Here is an 18,710-nt window from a genome sequence, read left to right as displayed (position 1 = left end):
CCCCTGCCCCTTTCCTGTCTCTCTCAGCGTCGCGCCATGTAGGCCAGCCGCACGAAGGCGCGTTCGACCAGCGCCAGCGCGGGCGCCCGCTGCCCGGCCGAGCGCAGCGCGAGGTCGGTATCCATGATCAGTTGCAGCGCCTCTTCCAGCCGGTCCGTCGTCCAGCCCTGCGCCTGGCGCAGCATGCGGTCGCGGCGCGGCCCGAAGAGCGGCGGGCGCAGCGCACCGATTCCCTGTGCCGGCCCGCCCGGGGCCGAGGCGATGGCATAGAGCATGCGGAAATGCCGCGCGCCCATGATCAGCAGGGTGACCGGGGCCACGCCCTGCGCCTCCAGACGCTGCATGACCGGGGCGATCTCGCCCATGCGGCCCTCGGCCAGCACGTGGAACACGTCGTCGATCTCGGCCTCGACCGAGGCGGGGGCGTTCAGCGCGACCTCGCCCGCGTCCAGCGGCGCGGGATCGTCCAGCTTGTAGAGCGCGATCTTCTCGAGCGTCTGGCGGAAATCGCCCGGCGTCAGGTCGCGGGCGAGGTGCTCCAGCGCGCCCATCGCGTCGCGGCCCACCTCTCGCAGCCCGGCGCGGGCCAGTTCCTGCTCGATCTCGGCGCGGCCCATCGGGTCGTTGTAGAGCGCTGCCGCCGCGGCCGAGGGCGCCTTCTCGAACAGCTTGCGCAAGGAGGACCGCGCGGTCAGCTGGCCCGCGGTGGCCACGATCTGCGCGTCGCCCGGCCGCCATTCGGCCAGCGCCCCCTCGACCGTCTTGCTCAGCGCGTCGGTGGCCTCCTCGATCAGCGCGACGCGGGGCCCCGGAAAGAACCCCTGCGCCTTGACCGCGTCCAGCAGCATGGCCGGGTCCTTGCGCAGGTCGGGGCCGGGAATGCGGGTCAGGCGCATCTCGGCCTCGCCCTCGGGGCCGATGATGGCGGCGACGACCTCCTGCCGGCGCATCGCCACGCGCATCGTGTCCTCGCCGTAGATCAGAAGCGCCGCGACATTCGGGTCGGGCTTGCGGAAGAAGGCGGCGGCGTCGCGGGGCGACAGCTTCATCCGGCCTCCGCCGCGGTCTCGAGCAGCAGGTGGTCGATGACCTGATCGGCCAGCAGCACCATCAGCCGCTCGGTCGCGTCCCGCTCGGCGGCAAGCGTGGCGACGGTCGAGCCGGTGGTGGAATAGCCGGTGAAGGCGTTGGTACGCCCCTCGGCCAGCACCGCCTCGGTGGCCGTGTCGGTCAGCGTGTAGAAAGCGCGCCCGATCACGCGGAACCGCGTGGTCGAGCCCGCCGAGGTGGAGCCGATTCCCTGCTCGGTGGTCTGCAGCTGCAGCGTCAGCCGGTAGGGCGCGGTGGCCGGGGCGCGGCCCAGCCGTTCCTCGAAGCGGCGGTTGAACAGGTAGGATTCGGGCCGGCCCGGCTCGGGCAGGAGGACCGAATCGACCAATGTCCCGCCGCTGCCCTGCGGGCCGTAGACGGGCGTGAACCCGCAGGCCCCCAGGGCCAGCGCCGCAAGCAGCAGCGTTCTGCGATCAGACAACCACATTCACGATTCGCCCCGGCACCACGATCAGCTTCTTGGGCTGCCCCCCATCGAGGGCCCGCACCACAGCTTCATGCGCCAGGGCCAGCTTTTCAACCTCTTCCTTGGGCAGGTCCTTGGCGACCTCGATCTCGCCGCGGCGCTTGCCGTTGACCTGGATCGGCAGGGTCACGGTATCCTCGACCAGCATCGCCTCGTCGGCCACGGGCCAGGGCGCGTTGGCGATCAGCCCCTCGCCGCCCAGCATCGACCAGATCTCTTCCGACAGATGCGGCGTCATCGGCGCCATCAGCTGGGCCAGCGTGCGCGCCGCCTGCCGCTTGACCTCGGCGCCCGCGCGCGACTTGGCCAGCGCGTTGGTGAAGGCATAGAGCTTGGCGATGGCGGCGTTGAAGCCGAAGCTTTCCACGCCCATGGTCACGTCGTGGATCGCCTTGTGCATCTCGCGCAGGAGCGGTTCGTCCTCCTTGGTCGAGGGCGCGTCGCTGTCGGCGATCTCGGCAGCCAGGCGATAGACCCGGCCCAGGTGTTTATGCGCCGCCTCGGCGCCACTGGCGGTCCATTCCACGTCGCGTTCGGGGGGCGAGTCGGACAGCACGAACCAGCGCGCAGTATCTGCGCCATAGGTCGAGATGATCGCCACCGGGTCGACCACATTGTTCTTGGACTTGGACATCTTGGCCGAGGGGATGATCTCGACCTCGGTGCCATCGGAAAGGTAGCCCTTGCCGTCGCGCAGTTGCACGTCCTCGGGGTAATGGTAGACGGGCCGGCCCTCTGCGTTGCGCGTCTGGTAGATGGCGTGGGTCACCATGCCCTGCGTGAAGAGGGCCGAGAAGGGCTCGGCGCATTTCTCGGGCAGGTGGCCGGTCTTGATCATGGCGCGCGCGAAGAAGCGGGCATAGAGCAGGTGCAGGATCGCATGCTCGACCCCGCCGATATACTGGTCGACATTCATCCAGTAACCGGCCTCATTCGGGTCGGTGGGCGTCTCGGCCCGCGGCGCGGTGAAGCGCGCCTGGTACCACGAGCTGTCGACGAAGGTGTCCATCGTGTCGGTCTCGCGCTTTGCATCGGCGCCGCAGACCGGGCAGGCACAATCGCGCCAGGTCGGATGCCGGTCCAGCGGGTTGCCCGGCACGTCGAAGCTGACATCGTCGGGCAGCGCGATCGGCAGGTTTTCCTTCTTCTCGGGCACCACGCCACAGGTGTCGCAATGCACGACGGGAATCGGGCAGCCCCAGTAACGCTGCCGAGACAGGCCCCAGTCGCGCAGGCGGTACTTGGTGACCCCCTGCCCGACGCCGTTTTCCTCGCAGAAGGCGATGGCAGCCTCGATCGCGGCCTCGCCGGTCTGCTCGGTCTCGCCGGCAAAACCGCGCACGTAGATCACCGGCTCGGACTTGGGCGGCACGTAGGCCGGGCCGCCATCCTCGGGCATGGTGCGTCCCTCATCCTCGGCCGAGGCATAGGTCGAGACCACGGGCAGCCCGTATTTGCGGGCGAAATCAAGGTCGCGCTGGTCATGCGCCGGGCAGCCGAAGATCGCGCCGGTGCCGTAATCCATCAGGATGAAGTTCGCCACGTAGACCGGCAGCTCCCACGCCGTGTCGAACGGGTGGCGCACGGTGATCCCGGTGTCGAAGCCCTTCTTCTCGGCCTTCTCCAGCGCCTCTTCCGAGGTGCCGGTGCGGCGGCATTCGGCGTTGAAGGCGGCCAGCTCGGGATTGTCCTTCTCCAGCTGTCGCGCCAGCGGGTGATCGGGCGAGATGCCGACGAAGCTGGCGCCCATCAGCGTGTCGGGCCGGGTGGTGTAGACCTCGATCCGGTCATGCCCCTCGGGCGCGTCCACCGTCGAGAAGGCGAATTGCAGCCCGCGCGAGCGGCCGATCCAGTTGGCCTGCATCAGCTTGACCTTGGCCGGCCAGTCGTCGAGCCCCTCCAGCGCGTCCAGCAGCTCGCCCGCGTAATCCGAGATCTTGAAGAACCACTGGGTGAGTTCCTTGCGCTCGACCAGCGCGCCCGAACGCCAGCCGCGCCCGTCCTCGACCTGCTCGTTGGCCAGCACGGTCATGTCGACCGGGTCCCAGTTGACCACCGCGTTCTTGCGGTAGACCAGCCCGGCCTCGAGGAAGTCGAGGAACAGCGCCTGCTGCTGGCCGTAATATTCCGGGTCGCAGGTGGCGAACATGCGCGACCAGTCCAGCCCGAAGCCCAGCGGCTTCATCTGCCCGACCATCGTGTCGATATTGGAATAGGTCCAGTCCTTGGGGTGCCCGCCGCTGGCCATGGCCGCGTTCTCGGCCGGCATGCCGAAGGCGTCGAACCCCATCGGGTGCAGCACGTTGTGGCCGGTCGACAGCTTGTAGCGCGCGATCACGTCGCCCATCGTGTAGTTGCGCACATGGCCGATATGGATGCGGCCCGAGGGGTAGGGAAACATCTCGAGCACGTAGTATTTCGGCTTGTCCGCGGACCGACGGGCCTCGAACGTCCCGGCCTTGTCCCAGGCCTCCTGCCATTTCGGCTCGATGGATGCGGGGTCGTAACGCGACATGGATCTTCCTCTGACGGGCGGGTGTCGGGCCGGGTGATAGGGGCCCGCGCGCCGCGCGTCCAGCGAAAGGCGACATTTCGGCCACCCGGGCCCGGCATTTGCGGGGCTCGCCTTGGCGGGCCGGGTTCGGCGTGGCACAAAATCGCAAGCAGAGACGGGCCAAGGCGCAGCGCATGAAGATCCTTCTGATCCACCAGAATTTCCCCGGCCAATACAAGCACCTGGCCCCCGCCCTGGTCGAGCGGGGCCACCAGGTCGTGGCGCTGACCTGCAAGGTCAAGACGCCGCAGACCTGGAAGGGCGTGCAGATCCTGCCCTACGAAATCCGCGGCGCCAGCACGCCCGGCGTGCATCCCTGGCTGGCCGATTTCGAGACCAAGATCCTGCGCGCCACCTCGTGCTATCGCGGCGCGCTGACGCTGCGCGAACAGGGCTTCGTGCCGGACGTGATCTGCGCCCATCACGGCTGGGGCGAGAGCATGTTCCTCAAGGATGTCTGGCCCGAGCCGCGGCTGGGCCTCTATTGCGAGCTCTATCACCTGACGGCGACGCCCTTCCTGAATTTCGACCCGGAATTCCCCTCGAAGAACCCGCAGGGCGACGTGCTGCGGATCCGGATGAAGAATCTCAACAACCGCCTGCACGAAGAGATCATGGATGCCGGCATCTCGCCCACGCGGTTCCAGGCCTCGACCTTCCCGGCGCATTGGCAGGACCGGATCACCGTGGCGCATGACGGGATCGACACCGAGACCGTGCGCCCGAATCCCGCCGCGCGGCTGGAGGTGGGCGACGGCAAGGTGCTGACCCGCGAGGACGAGGTCATTACCTTCATCAACCGCAATCTCGAACCCTATCGCGGCTATCACGTCTTCATGCGCGCGTTGCCCGAGATCCTGAAGCGACGTCCGAAGGCGCATGTGGTGCTGCTGGGCGGCGACGAGGTCAGCTATGGCGCCAAGCCGCCCAAGGGGCAGACCTGGAAGCAGATCTTCATCGACGAGGTGCGCGGCCGCATCCCCACACCGCACTGGAAGCGGGTGCATTTCCTCGGCCGCGTGCCCTATGACCGGTTTCTGTCGATGATGCAGGTCAGCCGGGCGCATGTCTACCTGACCTACCCGTTCGTGCTGTCCTGGTCGCTGCTCGAGGCGATGAGCGCGCAATGCGCCATCCTGGCCTCGGGCACCGCCCCGGTGCGCGAGGTGATGGAGGAGGACGAGACCGGCTGGATGGTCGATTTCTTCGACCGGGACGCGCTGGTCGAGCGGCTCTGCGCGCTGCTCGACGATGCCGCAACGCGCGAGCGGCTGGGCGCCAACGCGCGGGCCTTCGTGCAGCAGAATTACGACCTGCGCACGGTCTGCCTGCCACAGCATCTCGACTGGGTCACCCGGCTGGGCACGCTGGAGCCGCGGCCGGTGCGGGATTGAGCAGCAAAGGGGCGCCGCTCAGGCGCCGTGCCACGCTGGGATCAAAGCCGGCTGTCCTGCTGGCGCAGCTGGCGGGCGCGGGTCAGGATGGCGTCCTCGACCGCGCGCACGGTGGCGGCCGGGGCCGGCCCGCCACGGGTCATCAGCGCGACATTGAGCGAACGCGCATCCAGGGCCGGGTCCGAGACATAGATCGTCGCGCGATAAGCCCGACCACCGCCCGGGGGCGTGCCGAAGCCGGTGGTGATGACCCCCGTGAACGGGTCGACCGACTGGACCGGCAGGAAATCCAGCGTCTCGAGCGCGGCGTTCCAGATATACTTGTTCACTGCGCCGACCTGACCCTGATCGGGCCGTGCCCGGAAGATGTCCCAGATCGTGCCGCGCGGGCGGCGCCGGTCCTGGTAGATGATATCGTCCATGATCTCCTCGGCGGGCGGGGTGTCCACCGGGGCACGGTTCTGCCGGCTACCCAGCACGCCGCAACCGCTTTGGACAAGCAGGACGGCCGTCAGACCGGTGCACAGAAGGATTCGCGGTGCGCGCATGATCGGGACTCCCACCAAGGGTTCGTTCGCAGACCTGAATACAAGCGGGTGCAGGGCGCGGCAAGCCGTCAATCCGGCCCGATTCCGGGGGTTTCGCATGCTCTTTGCCGGGCCGCGCCACGGGGGGCCGAAATCCTTGTGGCAATTGCGCATCACAAAAACGCTTGTTGGGCGCCACATTTGCCGACGTCTTGCAAAGGCCGGGCCCGGAAGCGCATAGAAGCTTCATCAAGGCCGGGCAGCCGGCTTGGTAGTGCCTTTGAACACATGAGGGAAACAATGAAAAAGATCCTGTTCGCGACCACCGCACTGGTTGCCACCGCAGGCGCAGCATCGGCAGAAATCGCTCTGTCCGGCTCCGCAGAAATCGGTATCCTTGGCGGCAGCGATTTCATCTACGAAACCACCCAGTTCCACACCGACATCGACGTCACCTTCACCATGACTGGTGAAGCCGACAACGGCCTGACCTTCGGTGCAAAAGTCGATCTCGATGAGAACGGCGCATTCGGCAACACCACCCAGGGCGGTGAAACCTATTTCGTCGCATTCGGCGGCGCACGTCTGGACATGGGTGACGTCGACGGCGCGTTCGACGCAGCCCTGACCGAAGCCATCATCGGTTCGGCCATCGCCGACGACCACGAGCACGCAGGCTACAACGGCAATGCCGGCCTCGACGGTTCCTACGACGGTCAGATCGCGACCTTTTCGTACACCTTCGACGCCTTCACCGGCTACCTGTCGGCTGAAATCGACGACACCGGCACCTTCGACCCGGTCTACGGCATCGGTATGAAGTACTCGGTCGACGTGTCGAACGCGACCATCGGCATGGGCATCGGCTACCAGTCGGGCGACCAGGCAGCAGCCAACGCGTCCTTCGGTGCGGCCGTGGCCGCAGCCAATGCGGCAGCCAACGGCACGCCTGCCGACCCGGTCAACTTCGTGGCCGCAACTCCGGGCTATCTCGGCAACAACCCGGGTGACAACGACGGTGCATTCGCCACCGCCGTGCTCGCCGGGCAGGCCCTGGCAGTGCGTTCGGAAGTGATCGGTGTCAGCTTCGACGCGACCTTCGACAATGGGCTGCAGGCCATCGTGAACTACTCGGAAGCGCAGTACTCCGACGTGGCCGGCACCAACGACGAGACCGAGACCCACCTGGGCCTTGCTCTGGGCTACACCATGAACGCGCTGACCGTTGGCGTGAACTACGGCAAGTACGAAGACTTCCTGGGCGTTGATGACCTCGAAGCCGAGGGCTACGGCCTGGCGGTCAACTACGACCTGGGCGGCGGTCTGGAAGCCCAGTTCGGCTACGGCAACAGCGAGTACAGCACCCCGGCCGGCGGTGGTCTGTCGAAGAGCATCGACACCTACTCGCTGGGTCTGGCAATGTCCTTCTAAGGACTGCTGCCAACCGGCATCGAGAGAGCGGGCTTCGGCCCGCTCTTTTCTTTTGGGGCAAGGGTTTGTAGCACCCTGTCGAGGAGGTGACACCATGAGCCTGCAAGAGATCGAGGACCGCCTGTCCAGGGCCTGTGCCGAGGCCGGTCGCGCGCGCGACGAGATCGCCCTGATCGCCGTCAGCAAGATCCAGCCGCTGGAGCGGGTCGAGGCCGTGCTGGAGGCCGGCCACCGCCTGTTCGGTGAGAACCGCGTGCAGGAGGCCGCCGGCAAGTGGCCGGATTTCAAGGAGCGCTACGAGGATGTCTCGGTCCACCTGATCGGCCCGCTGCAGAGCAACAAGGCGCGCCAGGCGATGGAGCTGTTCGACGCGATCCACTCGGTCGATCGCCCGAAACTGGCCCGCACGCTGGCACGGCTGGCCGATGAGACCGGGCATTGCCCCGAGCTGTTCATCCAGGTGAATACCGGCGAGGAGGAGCAGAAGGTCGGCATTCTGCCCGCGGACGCGGATACCTTCATTGCCGAGTGCCGCGGCCTCGACCTGCCGCTGCGGGGGCTGATGTGCATCCCGCCGGTGGACGAGACCCCTGCCCTGCATTTCGCGCTCCTGCAGAAGATCGCCAACCGCAACGGGCTGACCGGCCTGTCCATGGGGATGAGCGGTGATTTCGAGCAGGCCATCGCCTTCGGCGCCACCCATGTGCGCGTCGGCTCGGCCATTTTTGGCGACCGCGTCTACGACTGACGCGGCTGCCCTGCGGTCAGCTCAGCGCGCCGCGCGGCAATTGGCCAGCTGCGCCTGGTAGACCCGCGAGCGTTCGCCGACCTCGGCCGCCACGCGCATCAGCCAGGACTTGGCATTGTAGCTGCCACGGCGATAGCCGGTGCGGCCCTCGTGATAGGCAAGATACTGCCGGCGCGCGTCCCAGAGCGGGATGCCCAGCTGTTCCTTGGTGTCGTTCATGTACCAGCCCATGAAATCCGTGGCGTCACGGATGTCGTCGCGGCGCGTGCGCGGGCCCTTATTCTGGTCTTCCAGGTACTCGTCCCAGGTGCCGTCCAGCGCCTGGCTGTAGCCGAAGGCCGAGCTCTGCCGGCCCATCGGGATCACCCCCAGCTTGAAGCGCAGCGGCGTGCGCGCATCCGAGATGAACTTGCTTTCCTGGTAGATCGTGGCCATCTGGACGTGGACGGGCACGCCCCATTTGCGCTCGGTCGCGCGGAAGGCCCGGTAATAGGTCGGACGCTGTTCGAGGATCGAACAGGCATTGTCGAGATTGCGCGGTGCCTGACCCGGCCCACCGCCCCCGCAGGAGGCGACGAGCGCCAGAATCACCATTGCGCGAAGCCACTTGCTCATCTGCCCCTCGCGTTATCGGCTTATTGTTTGGCGCCAGTTTACCCGATTGCGCATATGGAGAAAATCACATTTCCTGCAGCAACCGGCCTTGCGCCTTTCCGCCGGCGTCGCCACGTGACAAGGCCACTGTTGGATGGCCCTTCACAGAGTGTTTCTCCCCGTTTCGGGGGCAAAAGTTGGACATTCGATGCAAATTGACGGTAGAACGGATCTAAAGAGGTGCACCATGCTACGACAGCGCGCAAAATATCACCTGGGTCAGGTCGTCCGGCACCGCAAGCATCCCTTCCGGGGTGTGGTCTTCGACGTTGATCCGGAATTCAGCAATACCGAGGAATGGTACGAGGCGATCCCCGAGGACTCGCGTCCCGTCAAGGAACAGCCCTTCTACCACCTGCTCGCCGAAAACGACCAGAGCTTCTACGTGGCCTACGTGTCCGAGCAGAACCTGGTGGCCGACTACTCCGGCGAGCCGGTGGATCATCCCGACATCCCCGACCTGTTCGGCGCCTTTCAGGATGGCAGCTACGAGCTGCATTTCCAGCTGAACTGATCCGGCGCCGGCCCCGCCTGCGGGCCGCGCCCTAGAGCCGGTGGCGGCGCAGCCAGCCGATGGCATCCTCCAGCCGGTCATCCCCCCAGAACAGCTCGTGCCCAACGACAAAGCTCGGCGCGCCGAAGATGCCGAGGTCGCGGGCCGTCTCGGTCTCGGCCTCCAGCGCGGCGACGATCTCGGGGCTTTCGGCCCGGGCCAGCACCGCGTCGGGATCCTGCCCGATCTCGCGCAGGCTGTCCGGCAGGTTCGGCGCCTCGCCGGCCGGCTGGCCGTCCTGGAACCAGCGGCGATAGGTGGCCTGCACGTAATCGACGCCCCAGCCCTCGCGCAGGCCCAGCAGCGCCACCTGGTTGGCGAGCGCGAGATTCGCGATCGGATAGGGCGCGGGCAGTGCCGCCTCGATCCCGTACCCGGCCGCGCGGCGTTCGATGTCGCGCCACATATAGGCGGTCTTTTCGGGCTTGCCGACGAAAGGCGTGTTGTTCTGCGCCTTCATGATGCGGCGCACGTCGAAGGGTCGCCAGCCGATCTCGATGCCCTGCGCCTCGGCCACCGCGGGCAGGCGCATCACCGTGAGATAGCTGTAGGTGCTGCCGATGGAGAACCAGAAATTGATCGATGCCATGCCGCCCTCGCCTGACGCAACGACTCCAGCCTAGCGCAGGCAGGCCCGGGCGCGAAGCGCTTTCGTGCACGCGCCCACGCCCCGACCTCTCAGGCCGTCACAGTTCGGATTCCACCGCCTGCAGGAAGCCCGCCACGGCCTCTTCGCTGACCGACCAGTCGCAGACAAGTCGCCCGGTCACGACCTCGTCGGCCGGGCCCTCGGCCCCCTCCCAGAGGTGATAGACCGCCCCGCGCGCCATCACGGCCGTGTGCACGCGACGCGGCAGGCGGATGAACAGCATGTTGGCGAAGGTCGGGTTCACGATCTCGACGCCCAGCCGCTCCAGCCCCTGCGCCAGCGCATCGCAACGCGCATTGGCCTGCCCGGCCAGGTCGCGCCACAGGTCGTCCTGCAGGTAGCCCATCATCTGCGCCGAGAGGTAGCGGTATTTCGAGAAGAGATGCCCGGCGCGCTTGCGGCGCAGCTCGAACTCCCAGGCGCGTTCGGAGTCGAACAGGATCACCGCCTCGACGCCGAGGCAGCCATTCTTGGTGCCGCCGAACACCGCCACGTCGACGCCCGCGCGCCAGGTCATCTCGGCCGGGGTACAGCCCAGCCGGACACAGGCATTGGCAAAGCGCGCCCCGTCAAGGTGCACGGGCATGTCTGCCTCGCGCGCCACGGCGCAGAGCGCGGCGATCTCGTCCACCGTGTAGACATTGCCCATCTCGGCCACGTTGGTCAGCGACAGCGCCCCGTGCTGGGCATGGTGCACCGCGCGGCGGCCCGGCGCGCCCATGCTCTGCCGCAGCGCCTCGGGCGTCATGCGGTCACTGCCGGGCACCAGCGTCAGGGGCGCCCCGCCGGTATAGAATTCCGGCGCGTTGCACTCGTCCTCGCGGATATGCGCCATCGGGGTGCAATAGACCGTCTGGAAGGGCTGGACGAGCGTCGCCAGCGCCAACGCATTCGCCGCCGTGCCGGTGGGCACGAAATAGACCGCGGCCTGCGGCGCCTCGAACAGGCGGCGCAGGTGATCGGTGGCGGCCTGCGTGACCGCGTCGGCGCCGTAGGCCGGCGCATAGCCGCTATTGGCCTCGGCCAGCGCCTGCAGGATCTGCGGCGGGCACGGCCCGCCATTGTCGGAGGCGAAATGCATCAGGTCGGCTCCTCGATGATGTGATCTTCCCAGTCGTCTTCGGCGATCTCGAACTCGGGCACGGTGCGGTCCTGCATCGAGACGCCGGCCTCGTGCACGCTTTCGGCGCGGCCCGAGATCAGCGGATGCCAGTCGTAGAGCGGCCGGCCCTCGTAGAGCAGCCGGTAGGCGCAGGTTTCCGGCATCCAGTAGGCATGCGACGCGATGTTGCCCGGCGTCAGCACGATGCATTCCGGCACGAACTGGTGCCGGATCTCGTATTGGGCGCAGCGGCAGGTGGTGTCGTCGAACAGCCGGCAGGCCACGCGGGTCAGCGCCACCTCGCCGGTCTCCTCGTCCTCGAGCTTGTTCAGGCAGCACTTGCCGCAGCCGTCGCAGAGCGCCTCCCACTCGCGCGAGGACATCTGGCGCAGGGGCTTGCGCTCCCAGAAACGCGGCGCCAGCCCGGCGCGGTCGATCGGATCGCTCATGCCGTGTCCAGGATCTGCCGCGCGCGGGCACAGTCGCGGTCCATCTGGGCGACCAGCGCCTCGACCCCGTCGAAACTCTCTTCCGGGCGCAGGAATTCCACCAGCGCGACGGACAGGGTCTCGCCGTAGATGTCGCCGGTGAAATCAAACAGGAAGGTCTCGATATTGGGGCGGTTCTCGCCGAACATGGGCCGCACGCCGACGCTGGCCGCGCCGTGATAGCTGCCCTTCAGCGGCCCGGTCTTGACGTCGACAAGCACGGCATAGACGCCGAAGCGCGGCTTGTGCAGCCCGTCGATCGACATGTTGGCGGTGGGATAGCCCAGAACCCGGCCGCGCTGCTCGCCGCCCACCACCGGCCCCTCGATCCGGTGCCAATGGCCCAGCAGCTCGGCGGCGTCACGGGGCCGGCCCTCGCTCAGCGCGCGGCGGATCGCGGTCGAGGAGACCTGCACGCCGCCTGTCTTCATCAGCGGCGCGACGGTCACGCCAAAGCCCATCTCGGCGCCGAAACCCTGCAGGTCGGCCACCGTGCCGGTGCGGCCCTTGCCGAAGCAGAAATCCGACCCCACCACCACGTGCCGCAGGCCCAGCCCGTCGCGGATCACCCGCTCGCAAAAGGCGCGCGGGCTGAGCGAGGCCAGCGCGGTGTTGAAGTTCAGCTGGTAGAGCCGGTCGACGCCCAGCTTTTCCAGCCGCGCGGCACGCGCCTCGGCGCCCATCAGGCGAAAGGGCGGCGCGTCGGGGGCAAAGAACTCGCGCGGGTGCGGCTCGAAGGTCATCACGCCCAGCGGCGCGTCCGGCGCGGCGTCGCGTGCCAGCTCGATCACCGCGCGGTGGCCGCGATGCACCCCGTCGAAATTGCCGATCGCGGCGCTGGCGCCGCGGTCCTCGGGACGGGTGAACTGATAATCTCGCACGATCCGCATGGGGCGGGGATTATCCGCCCGCTTGGCCGGGCGCAAGCGCCGCCGCGATCCGCGCGATGCCTTCGTCGATCCGCGCCGCCGGGATCGAGGAATAGCCCAGCCGGTAGAAATGCCGCGGCACCTCGGGGCCGGCAAAGAAGGGCGCGCCGGGCTCGATCAGCACGCTGTCCCGGCGCAACCGCAGCGCCATCGCGCCGGTATCCGTGCCGGGCGGCGCCTGCATCCACAGGCAAGATCCGCCCTGCCCCTGCGTGCCCGCCACCTCCAGCCCGTGGCGCGCCACGGCCTCGGCCATGGCGGCGCGCCGCTCGGCCAGCGCCTTGCCGATCCGGCGCACCAGCGCGTCGTAATGGCCCAGCTTGAGGAAATAGGCGGCGGTGCGCTGGATATGCCCGGGCGGGTGGCGCAGCACCGAGGCCCGCAGGCTGCGCGCCTCGCGGATGAAGGGCGCCGCCCCCACGAGATAGCCCAGCCGCAGCCCCGGGAAGAGCGACTTGGAAAAGCTGCCCACATAGATCACCCGCCCCTCGGTATCGAGGCTTTTCAGCGCCGGGCTGGGCGGGTCCAGCGCCGACATCTCGAACTCGTAATCATCCTCGACCACCAGCGCATCCAGCGCCGCCGCCCGCGCCAGCAGCGCCTCGCGCCGGGCGCGCGGCAGGATGGCCGAGGTCGGGCAATGGTGGCTCGGCGTGGCAAAGATCACGGACGTCCCCCCGGGAATCGCCTGCGGAGACAGCCCGTCGGCATCCACCGGCAGCGGCGTGACGCGGCTGCCGGTCTGCGCCAGCAGCTGGCGCAGCGCCGGGTAGCCGGGATCCTCGACCGCCACGGCCCGCCCCGCGGCCAGCAGCTGCGCCGCCAGCCAGAGCGCGTTCTGCGCCCCCATGGTGATCAGCACCTCGTCCGGCGTGACATGCACGCCGCGCCGGGGCAGCGTGTGCCGCACCAGAAAGCTCACCAGCTCGGGGTCGTCGCCATCGAACTGGTCCTGCGTCAGCGCGTCGAAATCGCGGGCCCCCAGCGCCTGCATGGCGCAGAGCCGCCAGTTGGCATGGTCGAACAGGCTGCGATCGGCCTGCCCGTAGATGAACGGATAGCGATAGGCCGCCCAGTCCGGCGGCCGGTCCATGTCGAAGGGGGTCTCGGCCTGCGCGCGACGGGCCAGCGCGGCACCCCAGTCGACCTTGTCCTGCCGCTGGGCGCGCTGCCCGAAATCGGGTGGCGCCGGGGCGTTGTCGCTGACGAAATAGCCCGAGCGCCCGCGCGAGGTCAGGTAGTCATTGGCCTGCAGCTCGGTATAGGCCAGCGTCACGGTGATGCGGCTGACGCCGAGATGGCTGGCCAGCCGGCGCGACGAGGGCAGCTTTTCGCCCGGGCGGAAGCGGCCCGACAGGATGCCCTCGGCCACGACCTGCTGGATGCGGGCCTGCAACGTACCGGGCGCGCGGGGATCCAGGTGAAAGGTCTCGACGGGGATCGGCATGGGCCCAGCCTAGTCTGGCCCCATGCCGGGATCAATCTGGACTTATCGCAGGGCTCAGCGCAGCTTTTCCAGTTCGGGTTCGACCCGGAACAGGCTGTTGGGCAGGTTGGCCTTTTCAAGCCCGCCCAGCACCACGGTGGTCTGCCCGCCATCGCCATCGGTGATGATCCATTGCCGCAGCTCGACCGGGTTGCCGGTGAATTTCAGCTGAATCGAGCCGTATTCCGGCCGCTTGGGGTCCTGCGCGGTGACGATCGTGGCGGTGCCGTCATAGCCATGCGACTGCACCATGCCCGCGGTCGACAGGTCGACATTGCGCGCCAGGATGATCGACAGCGGCGTCTGGCTCAGCGGATAGCTTTCGGGCTGCGCGTTCAGCTTGCGGTCCAGCACGAAGACCGACCCGGCGGTGGCCAGCACCAGCGCGCGCTCGGGCGGGTTGTAGTCGAACCGCACCTTGCCCGGCCGCTTGATCGCGATCTCGCCGGTCGAGATCGTGCCGTCGCCGTTGATCTGGGTAAAGCTGCTGGTGGCCGCCGTGATGGAGTTGAGATAGCGCGAGATCTCGTTCAGCGAGAGCTTCTGCGCCTGCGCGGGCAGCGCCACGACGACAAGCGCGATGGCGGCGATGAAGGTTCTGATCATGGTCTTCCCTGCTTCTGGGTGCGCCGCCTCTTTGGCACGGACGGTGCGGATATGCGATAGCGGCGCGGTCTATCCCGATATCAGCAGCCAGGGCCCGCCGATCAAGCCCAGTGCTGCCGCCGACAGGCCCAGCACCATCAGCGCCCCGTCGCGCACCGTCAGCGCCAGCCCGATCAGGGCGATTCCCACGTTGGGCACGGCGCCGGCAAAGGGCACGATCTCCAGCGGAGGGATAGTCACGCAGAGCCCCAGCACCACCAGCGCGGCGATCCGCTCGGCGCGGTGATTGGTCAGCGCGCGGAACCTGTCGGTGGCGTGGCGATCCATCCAGCGGGCCGCCGGGCGCAGCTTCTCGGCGGCGCGTGTCAGGCTGTCCTCGTCCACGGCGCGGCGCTTGAACGCCTCGGGCAGCCAGAGCGACCGCCGCCCCAGTGCGACCTGCAGCGCAAAGAGCGAGACGACGGCGGCGAAGAAGGTGGGCACCAGCGGCACGCCGCCCAGCGGGGTCAGCACGAAAAGCGCGGGGACAAGGATCATCGGGCCGAAGCCGCGCCGGCCGATCCGGTCCACCAGCTCGCCTAGCGTCACCTGCGCATGGCCCTCGGCGGCCTCTTCTATTCCGTCCAGCAGGGTGGCGACGGGCTGGTCGGCTTGGCTCATGGGGACGGGTCCTTTCGAGAGCGGGGTCGAACACCCGCCCAACACCGCCCCCGCACCGCTTGTTCCCTTACTGCTCGGGCACCAGGATCTCGCGCTTGCCGACATGGTTGGCGGCCGAGACGACGCCCTCGTCCTCCATCTGCTCGACCAGCCGCGCGGCCTTGTTGTAGCCGATGCCCAGCTTGCGCTGGATGTAGGAGGTCGAGCATTTGCGGTCCTTCACCACGATGCCCACCGCCTGGTCGTAGAGCGCATCCTCGCCATTGGTGTTGCCGCCGGTGTTCAGGCCCAGCACCGCGTCGATATTGTCGGCCTTCTCCTCGTCGGGGCCCTGCACCACGCCGCCCACGTAGTCGGGCGGGCCGAAGGCCTTGAGATGGTTGACGATCTCCTCGACCTCCTCGTCGCTGACGAAAGGGCCGTGGCAGCGGGTGATCTTGGCCCCGCCCGCCATGTAGAGCATGTCGCCCATCCCCAGCAGCTGCTCGGCGCCCATCTCGCCCAGGATGGTGCGGCTGTCGATCTTGGAGGTCACCTGGAAGGAGATCCGGGTGGGGAAGTTCGCCTTGATCGTGCCGGTGATCACGTCGACCGAGGGGCGCTGCGTGGCCATGATCAGGTGGATGCCGGAGGCCCGCGCCATCTGTGCAAGGCGCTGGATGCAGGCCTCGATCTCTTTCCCCGCGACCATCATCAGGTCGGCCATCTCGTCGACGATGACCACGATATAGGCCATCTTCTTGGGCTCGAACTCCTCGGTCTCGAAGACCGGCTCACCGGTTTCGTCGTCGAACCCGGTCTGGACCGTGCGCGAGAACATCTCGCCCTTGCTTTGCGCATCCTCGACGCGGGAATTGTAGCCATCGATGTTGCGCACGCCCATCTTGGACATCTTGCGGTAGCGGTCCTCCATCTCGCCCACGACCCATTTCAGCGCCACGACGGCCTTCTTGGGGTCGGTCACCACCGGCGAGAGCAGGTGCGGGATGCCGTCATAGACCGACAATTCCAGCATCTTGGGGTCGATCATGATCAGCCGGCATTCATCCGGCGTCAGCTTGTAGAGCAGCGACAGGATCATGGTGTTGATCGCCACCGACTTGCCCGAGCCCGTGGTCCCCGCGATCAGCAGGTGGGGCATCTTGGCGAGGTTGGCCACGACCGGGTCGCCGCCGATATCCTTGCCCAGCGCCAGCGGCAGCTTGTGGTTGCCGTCGCCGAAATCCCGGCCCGCCAGGATCTCGCGGAAGCAGACCATCTCGCGCTTGTCATTGGGCAGTTCGATCCCGATCACGCTGCGGCCCGGCACGGTCGAGACGCGGGCGGACAACGCCGACATCGACCGCGCGATGTCATCGGCCAGCCCGATCACGCGGGACGCCTTGAGACCCGGCGCCGGCTCCAACTCGTACATGGTGACCACGGGGCCGGGGCGGACGCTGACGATCTCGCCCTTGACGCCGTAATCGTCCAGCACGGATTCCAGCATTCGGGCGTTTTCCTCGAGCGCCTCGTCGCTGAGGTGATGGCGCTGGATCTGGTCAGGCGACATCAGCAGGTTGAGCGGCGGCAGCTCGTATTCGACCTCGGTCTCGTCGAAGCCGAGCGTCGGCTGGGCCTCGGCCTGCGCGCGTTTCGAGGGCTGGAACGGCTTGCGCTGGGGCTGCTGCACCACCTTCCTGGGCTCGGGCACCGCGGGGGTCACGGCGCCGCGCTGGATCGGCACGGCGGGCGCCTCGGGCGCGCTGTCGAAGCGCTGCGCGTCGTCGAAATCCTCCACCATCGCATCGGCGCGGTCCTCGGGCTCGTCGCCGTAATCGTCGAAATCCGACAGCGCGCCGTAGTCGTCGCCATAGCTGTCGGGCTCCGGCTGCATCTCCGGCTCGGGCTGGATCTGCGGCTCGGGGCGCAGCTCGGGTTCGGGCGCGCGGGCCGCGAATTGCGGGCGCGGCTCGGCGGCCGGGGCCGGCGCGGTCTCGGGCACGCGCGTGGAGAATTGCGGCCGGCCCGAGGGCTCGGCCGCGGCATCGACGGCCGGCTCGGCCATGCGCGGCTGCGGCGCGGGATCGGCCGAGACGCGGATCGACGGCGCCGCGCTGGCCTCGGGCATCGCGCGCGAGGCGGTCAGCGGCGGCTCGGCCGGCATGGCGCGCGGCCCGGTCACCGGCGGCTCGGGCGGCAGGTCCACGGGCTTGGGCGTCGGCTTGAAGATCAGCGGCTGCGGGCCATGGCCCCGGCCCTTGGTCAGCGGCTTGGACGGGTCGGGCTGGCTCAGCGGCACCTGCGGCACGCTATGACGGCGCGACTTGATCGCGCGGGCGATCTTGGCACGCACCCGGTCCTCGCCCGGGGCCTCCATGTCGAGATCCGCCACCGGCGTCTCGACCAGCTCGGGCTCGGGCATCGGGTCGTTGCGGCGCATCAGCGAGGGCATGCGCGACAGGAAACCGCCCTTCTCGGGCGCGGCCTGCGCCGTGCCGCCCCCCTGCAGGTCAAAAAGGTCATCCTCGGCCATGGGATCCTCGACTAGCGGCATGTCGGGCGCGGTCTCGGCACGGCGTACGCGCGACGGGGCCGGCACGGCCTCCTGCGCGGCGACCCAGGCAGCGGCCTCGGCGGCCTCCGCCTCGGCCCGGGCGCGGCGTTCGGCCTGCGCGGCGCGCATCTTCTGCGCCGAGGACAGCGCCCCGGCGGCGCCGCGGCCCACAAGGCGCATCAGCTGGGCATAGACCATCACCACGCCGATCAGCAGGAAGCGCGCGATGCCGCTCAGCTCGGGCCGGGTGAAGCCCAGCACGAAGGCGCCGAAGCCCAGGATCACCAGCCCCATCAGCAGCTGCACGATCTTCAGCGCCAGCGCCGGCGAGACCGGCATCAGGTTCAGCACCGAGCCCATCATCATGTCGCCGAACAGACCGCCCATGCCGAAATCATGGCTCCAGCCCGTGCTTTCCGGCAGGCCCGAGGCATAGACCGAGCAGAGCGCGATCCAGATCGGCGCAAAGACGAGGCAGGACAGCGCGCGCCCGTCATTGCGGTGCAGCGCCAGCCGGGCGCCCCAGACGATCAGCACCAGTGCAATGGCCCAGCTGCCCAGCCCCACGATCATGAAGAGCGGCGCGGCGATATAGGCGCCGGGGCTGCCCATCCAGTTCTGCACCGGCGCATCGGTGGCGGTGACCCAGGACGGGTCGTCCGGCGTGTAGGAGGCGATCATCGCCGCCGCCATCAGGCCCAGCGCGACCAGCAGCAGCCCGATCAGTTCCCGGCCGCGCTTTTCCAGCGTGGCGGCCGTATTCGCGTCGAACAGGGGGTCGCGGCCCCGTGCCTGAAAAGATGCCATGCCTTGCCTC

17 protein-coding genes are annotated in these 18,710 nt (G+C 68.2%); 4 read left to right on the top strand and 13 right to left on the bottom strand.

Annotated elements, in window-relative coordinates:
• Nucleotides 1–23: 23 nt before the first annotated feature.
• The 3 genes from holA to leuS are packed head-to-tail and all read right to left on the bottom strand — an operon-like array spanning nucleotide 24 to nucleotide 4,091.
• The gene (gene holA, locus AVJ23_RS08440; protein ID WP_058861740.1) at nucleotides 24–1,049 is read right to left on the bottom strand and encodes a DNA polymerase III subunit delta; all 1,026 of its coding nucleotides are present in this window, start codon (nucleotides 1,047–1,049) and stop codon (nucleotides 24–26) included.
• Complete coding sequence (gene lptE / locus AVJ23_RS08435) at nucleotides 1,046–1,537, bottom strand: LPS assembly lipoprotein LptE (RefSeq protein ID WP_058861739.1); 492 nt, start codon at nucleotides 1,535–1,537, stop codon at nucleotides 1,046–1,048. Before lptE ends, holA begins: the two co-directional genes overlap by 4 nt.
• Complete coding sequence (gene leuS, locus AVJ23_RS08430; RefSeq protein WP_058861738.1) at nucleotides 1,524–4,091, bottom strand: leucine--tRNA ligase; 2,568 nt, start codon at nucleotides 4,089–4,091, stop codon at nucleotides 1,524–1,526. Before leuS ends, lptE begins: the two co-directional genes overlap by 14 nt.
• 173 nt (nucleotides 4,092–4,264) lie before the next feature.
• Between leuS and AVJ23_RS08425 the strand changes: the two genes are divergently transcribed.
• Complete coding sequence (locus tag AVJ23_RS08425; RefSeq protein WP_058861737.1) at nucleotides 4,265–5,524, top strand: glycosyltransferase; 1,260 nt, start codon at nucleotides 4,265–4,267, stop codon at nucleotides 5,522–5,524.
• 41 nt (nucleotides 5,525–5,565) lie between these two features.
• On the opposite strand, the gene AVJ23_RS08420 is transcribed toward AVJ23_RS08425, so the two are convergent.
• Entirely contained in the window at nucleotides 5,566–6,072 is a 507-nt protein-coding gene (locus AVJ23_RS08420) for a DUF3576 domain-containing protein (protein ID WP_058861736.1), read from the bottom strand.
• Nucleotides 6,073–6,351: 279 nt separating this feature from the next.
• Here AVJ23_RS08420 and AVJ23_RS08415 point away from each other — a divergent pair, with 279 nt between their 5' ends.
• Nucleotides 6,352–7,482 carry a porin gene (locus AVJ23_RS08415; RefSeq protein WP_058861735.1) on the top strand — a complete coding sequence of 377 codons (1,131 nt, stop codon included), beginning with the start codon at nucleotides 6,352–6,354 and terminating at the stop codon, nucleotides 7,480–7,482.
• Between the two features lie 94 nt (nucleotides 7,483–7,576).
• Entirely contained in the window at nucleotides 7,577–8,230 is a 654-nt protein-coding gene (locus AVJ23_RS08410; RefSeq protein ID WP_058861734.1) for a YggS family pyridoxal phosphate-dependent enzyme, read from the top strand.
• 21 nt (nucleotides 8,231–8,251) lie between these two features.
• Here AVJ23_RS08410 and AVJ23_RS08405 read toward each other — a convergent pair whose 3' ends face one another.
• Nucleotides 8,252–8,845, bottom strand: coding sequence for a transglycosylase SLT domain-containing protein (locus AVJ23_RS08405; protein ID WP_058861733.1), 594 nt, complete (start codon nucleotides 8,843–8,845; stop codon nucleotides 8,252–8,254).
• 226 nt (nucleotides 8,846–9,071) lie between these two features.
• On the opposite strand from AVJ23_RS08405, the gene hspQ reads away from it, so the two are divergent.
• Nucleotides 9,072–9,398, top strand: coding sequence for a heat shock protein HspQ (gene hspQ / locus AVJ23_RS08400; RefSeq protein ID WP_058861732.1), 327 nt, complete (start codon nucleotides 9,072–9,074; stop codon nucleotides 9,396–9,398).
• 31 nt (nucleotides 9,399–9,429) lie between these two features.
• Here hspQ and AVJ23_RS08395 read toward each other — a convergent pair whose 3' ends face one another.
• The 8 genes from AVJ23_RS08395 to AVJ23_RS08360 form a co-directional block, all read right to left on the bottom strand.
• On the bottom strand, nucleotides 9,430–10,026 hold the full coding sequence (locus AVJ23_RS08395) for a 2-hydroxychromene-2-carboxylate isomerase (protein WP_058861731.1): 597 nt from the start codon (nucleotides 10,024–10,026) through the stop codon (nucleotides 9,430–9,432).
• A 97-nt stretch (nucleotides 10,027–10,123) separates the two neighbouring features.
• A complete protein-coding gene (locus AVJ23_RS08390; protein WP_058861730.1) occupies nucleotides 10,124–11,167 on the bottom strand; it encodes a threonine aldolase family protein in 1,044 nt (347 codons plus the stop codon).
• Entirely contained in the window at nucleotides 11,167–11,637 is a 471-nt protein-coding gene (locus AVJ23_RS08385) for a YcgN family cysteine cluster protein (protein WP_058861729.1), read from the bottom strand. The genes AVJ23_RS08390 and AVJ23_RS08385 overlap by 1 nt, the downstream gene beginning before the upstream one ends.
• A complete protein-coding gene (locus AVJ23_RS08380; protein ID WP_058861728.1) occupies nucleotides 11,634–12,566 on the bottom strand; it encodes a bifunctional riboflavin kinase/FAD synthetase in 933 nt (310 codons plus the stop codon). Before AVJ23_RS08380 ends, AVJ23_RS08385 begins: the two co-directional genes overlap by 4 nt.
• Nucleotides 12,567–12,576: 10 nt before the next feature.
• Nucleotides 12,577–14,052, bottom strand: a complete 1,476-nt coding sequence (gene pdxR / locus AVJ23_RS08375) for a MocR-like pyridoxine biosynthesis transcription factor PdxR (protein ID WP_058861727.1) — start codon at nucleotides 14,050–14,052, stop codon at nucleotides 12,577–12,579.
• 54 nt (nucleotides 14,053–14,106) lie between these two features.
• A complete protein-coding gene (locus AVJ23_RS08370) occupies nucleotides 14,107–14,697 on the bottom strand; it encodes a LolA family protein (protein ID WP_058861726.1) in 591 nt (196 codons plus the stop codon).
• A 69-nt stretch (nucleotides 14,698–14,766) separates the two neighbouring features.
• A complete protein-coding gene (locus AVJ23_RS08365; protein WP_058861725.1) occupies nucleotides 14,767–15,357 on the bottom strand; it encodes an exopolysaccharide biosynthesis protein in 591 nt (196 codons plus the stop codon).
• A 67-nt stretch (nucleotides 15,358–15,424) separates the two neighbouring features.
• Nucleotides 15,425–18,700: a DNA translocase FtsK gene (locus tag AVJ23_RS08360; protein WP_058861724.1), complete on the bottom strand. Its 3,276-nt coding sequence runs from the start codon at nucleotides 18,698–18,700 to the stop codon at nucleotides 15,425–15,427.
• Between the last annotated feature and the right edge of the window lie 10 nt (nucleotides 18,701–18,710).

The sequence above is a fragment of the Pseudoponticoccus marisrubri genome (assembly GCF_001482405.1).
In the GTDB taxonomy this organism is placed as follows: Bacteria; Pseudomonadota; Alphaproteobacteria; order Rhodobacterales; family Rhodobacteraceae; genus Pseudoponticoccus; species Pseudoponticoccus marisrubri.
Note: the sequence above shows the minus strand (reverse complement) of the source record. Positions and strands in the feature narration are given on the sequence as shown.

What these genes read in the sequence shown, in the direction of transcription:
- holA (WP_058861740.1), bottom strand. Translation starts at nt 1,049, where the DNA reads ATGAAGCTGTCGCCCCGCGACGCCGCCGCCTTCTTCCGCAAGCCCGAC.
- lptE (WP_058861739.1), bottom strand. Translation starts at nt 1,537, where the DNA reads ATGTGGTTGTCTGATCGCAGAACGCTGCTGCTTGCGGCGCTGGCCCTG.
- leuS (WP_058861738.1), bottom strand. Translation starts at nt 4,091, where the DNA reads ATGTCGCGTTACGACCCCGCATCCATCGAGCCGAAATGGCAGGAGGCC.
- AVJ23_RS08425 (WP_058861737.1), top strand. Translation starts at nt 4,265, where the DNA reads ATGAAGATCCTTCTGATCCACCAGAATTTCCCCGGCCAATACAAGCAC.
- AVJ23_RS08420 (WP_058861736.1), bottom strand. Translation starts at nt 6,072, where the DNA reads ATGCGCGCACCGCGAATCCTTCTGTGCACCGGTCTGACGGCCGTCCTG.
- AVJ23_RS08415 (WP_058861735.1), top strand. Translation starts at nt 6,352, where the DNA reads ATGAAAAAGATCCTGTTCGCGACCACCGCACTGGTTGCCACCGCAGGC.
- AVJ23_RS08410 (WP_058861734.1), top strand. Translation starts at nt 7,577, where the DNA reads ATGAGCCTGCAAGAGATCGAGGACCGCCTGTCCAGGGCCTGTGCCGAG.
- AVJ23_RS08405 (WP_058861733.1), bottom strand. Translation starts at nt 8,845, where the DNA reads ATGAGCAAGTGGCTTCGCGCAATGGTGATTCTGGCGCTCGTCGCCTCC.
- hspQ (WP_058861732.1), top strand. Translation starts at nt 9,072, where the DNA reads ATGCTACGACAGCGCGCAAAATATCACCTGGGTCAGGTCGTCCGGCAC.
- AVJ23_RS08395 (WP_058861731.1), bottom strand. Translation starts at nt 10,026, where the DNA reads ATGGCATCGATCAATTTCTGGTTCTCCATCGGCAGCACCTACAGCTAT.
- AVJ23_RS08390 (WP_058861730.1), bottom strand. Translation starts at nt 11,167, where the DNA reads ATGCATTTCGCCTCCGACAATGGCGGGCCGTGCCCGCCGCAGATCCTG.
- AVJ23_RS08385 (WP_058861729.1), bottom strand. Translation starts at nt 11,637, where the DNA reads ATGAGCGATCCGATCGACCGCGCCGGGCTGGCGCCGCGTTTCTGGGAG.
- AVJ23_RS08380 (WP_058861728.1), bottom strand. Translation starts at nt 12,566, where the DNA reads ATGCGGATCGTGCGAGATTATCAGTTCACCCGTCCCGAGGACCGCGGC.
- pdxR (WP_058861727.1), bottom strand. Translation starts at nt 14,052, where the DNA reads ATGCCGATCCCCGTCGAGACCTTTCACCTGGATCCCCGCGCGCCCGGT.
- AVJ23_RS08370 (WP_058861726.1), bottom strand. Translation starts at nt 14,697, where the DNA reads ATGATCAGAACCTTCATCGCCGCCATCGCGCTTGTCGTCGTGGCGCTG.
- AVJ23_RS08365 (WP_058861725.1), bottom strand. Translation starts at nt 15,357, where the DNA reads ATGAGCCAAGCCGACCAGCCCGTCGCCACCCTGCTGGACGGAATAGAA.
- AVJ23_RS08360 (WP_058861724.1), bottom strand. Translation starts at nt 18,700, where the DNA reads ATGGCATCTTTTCAGGCACGGGGCCGCGACCCCCTGTTCGACGCGAAT.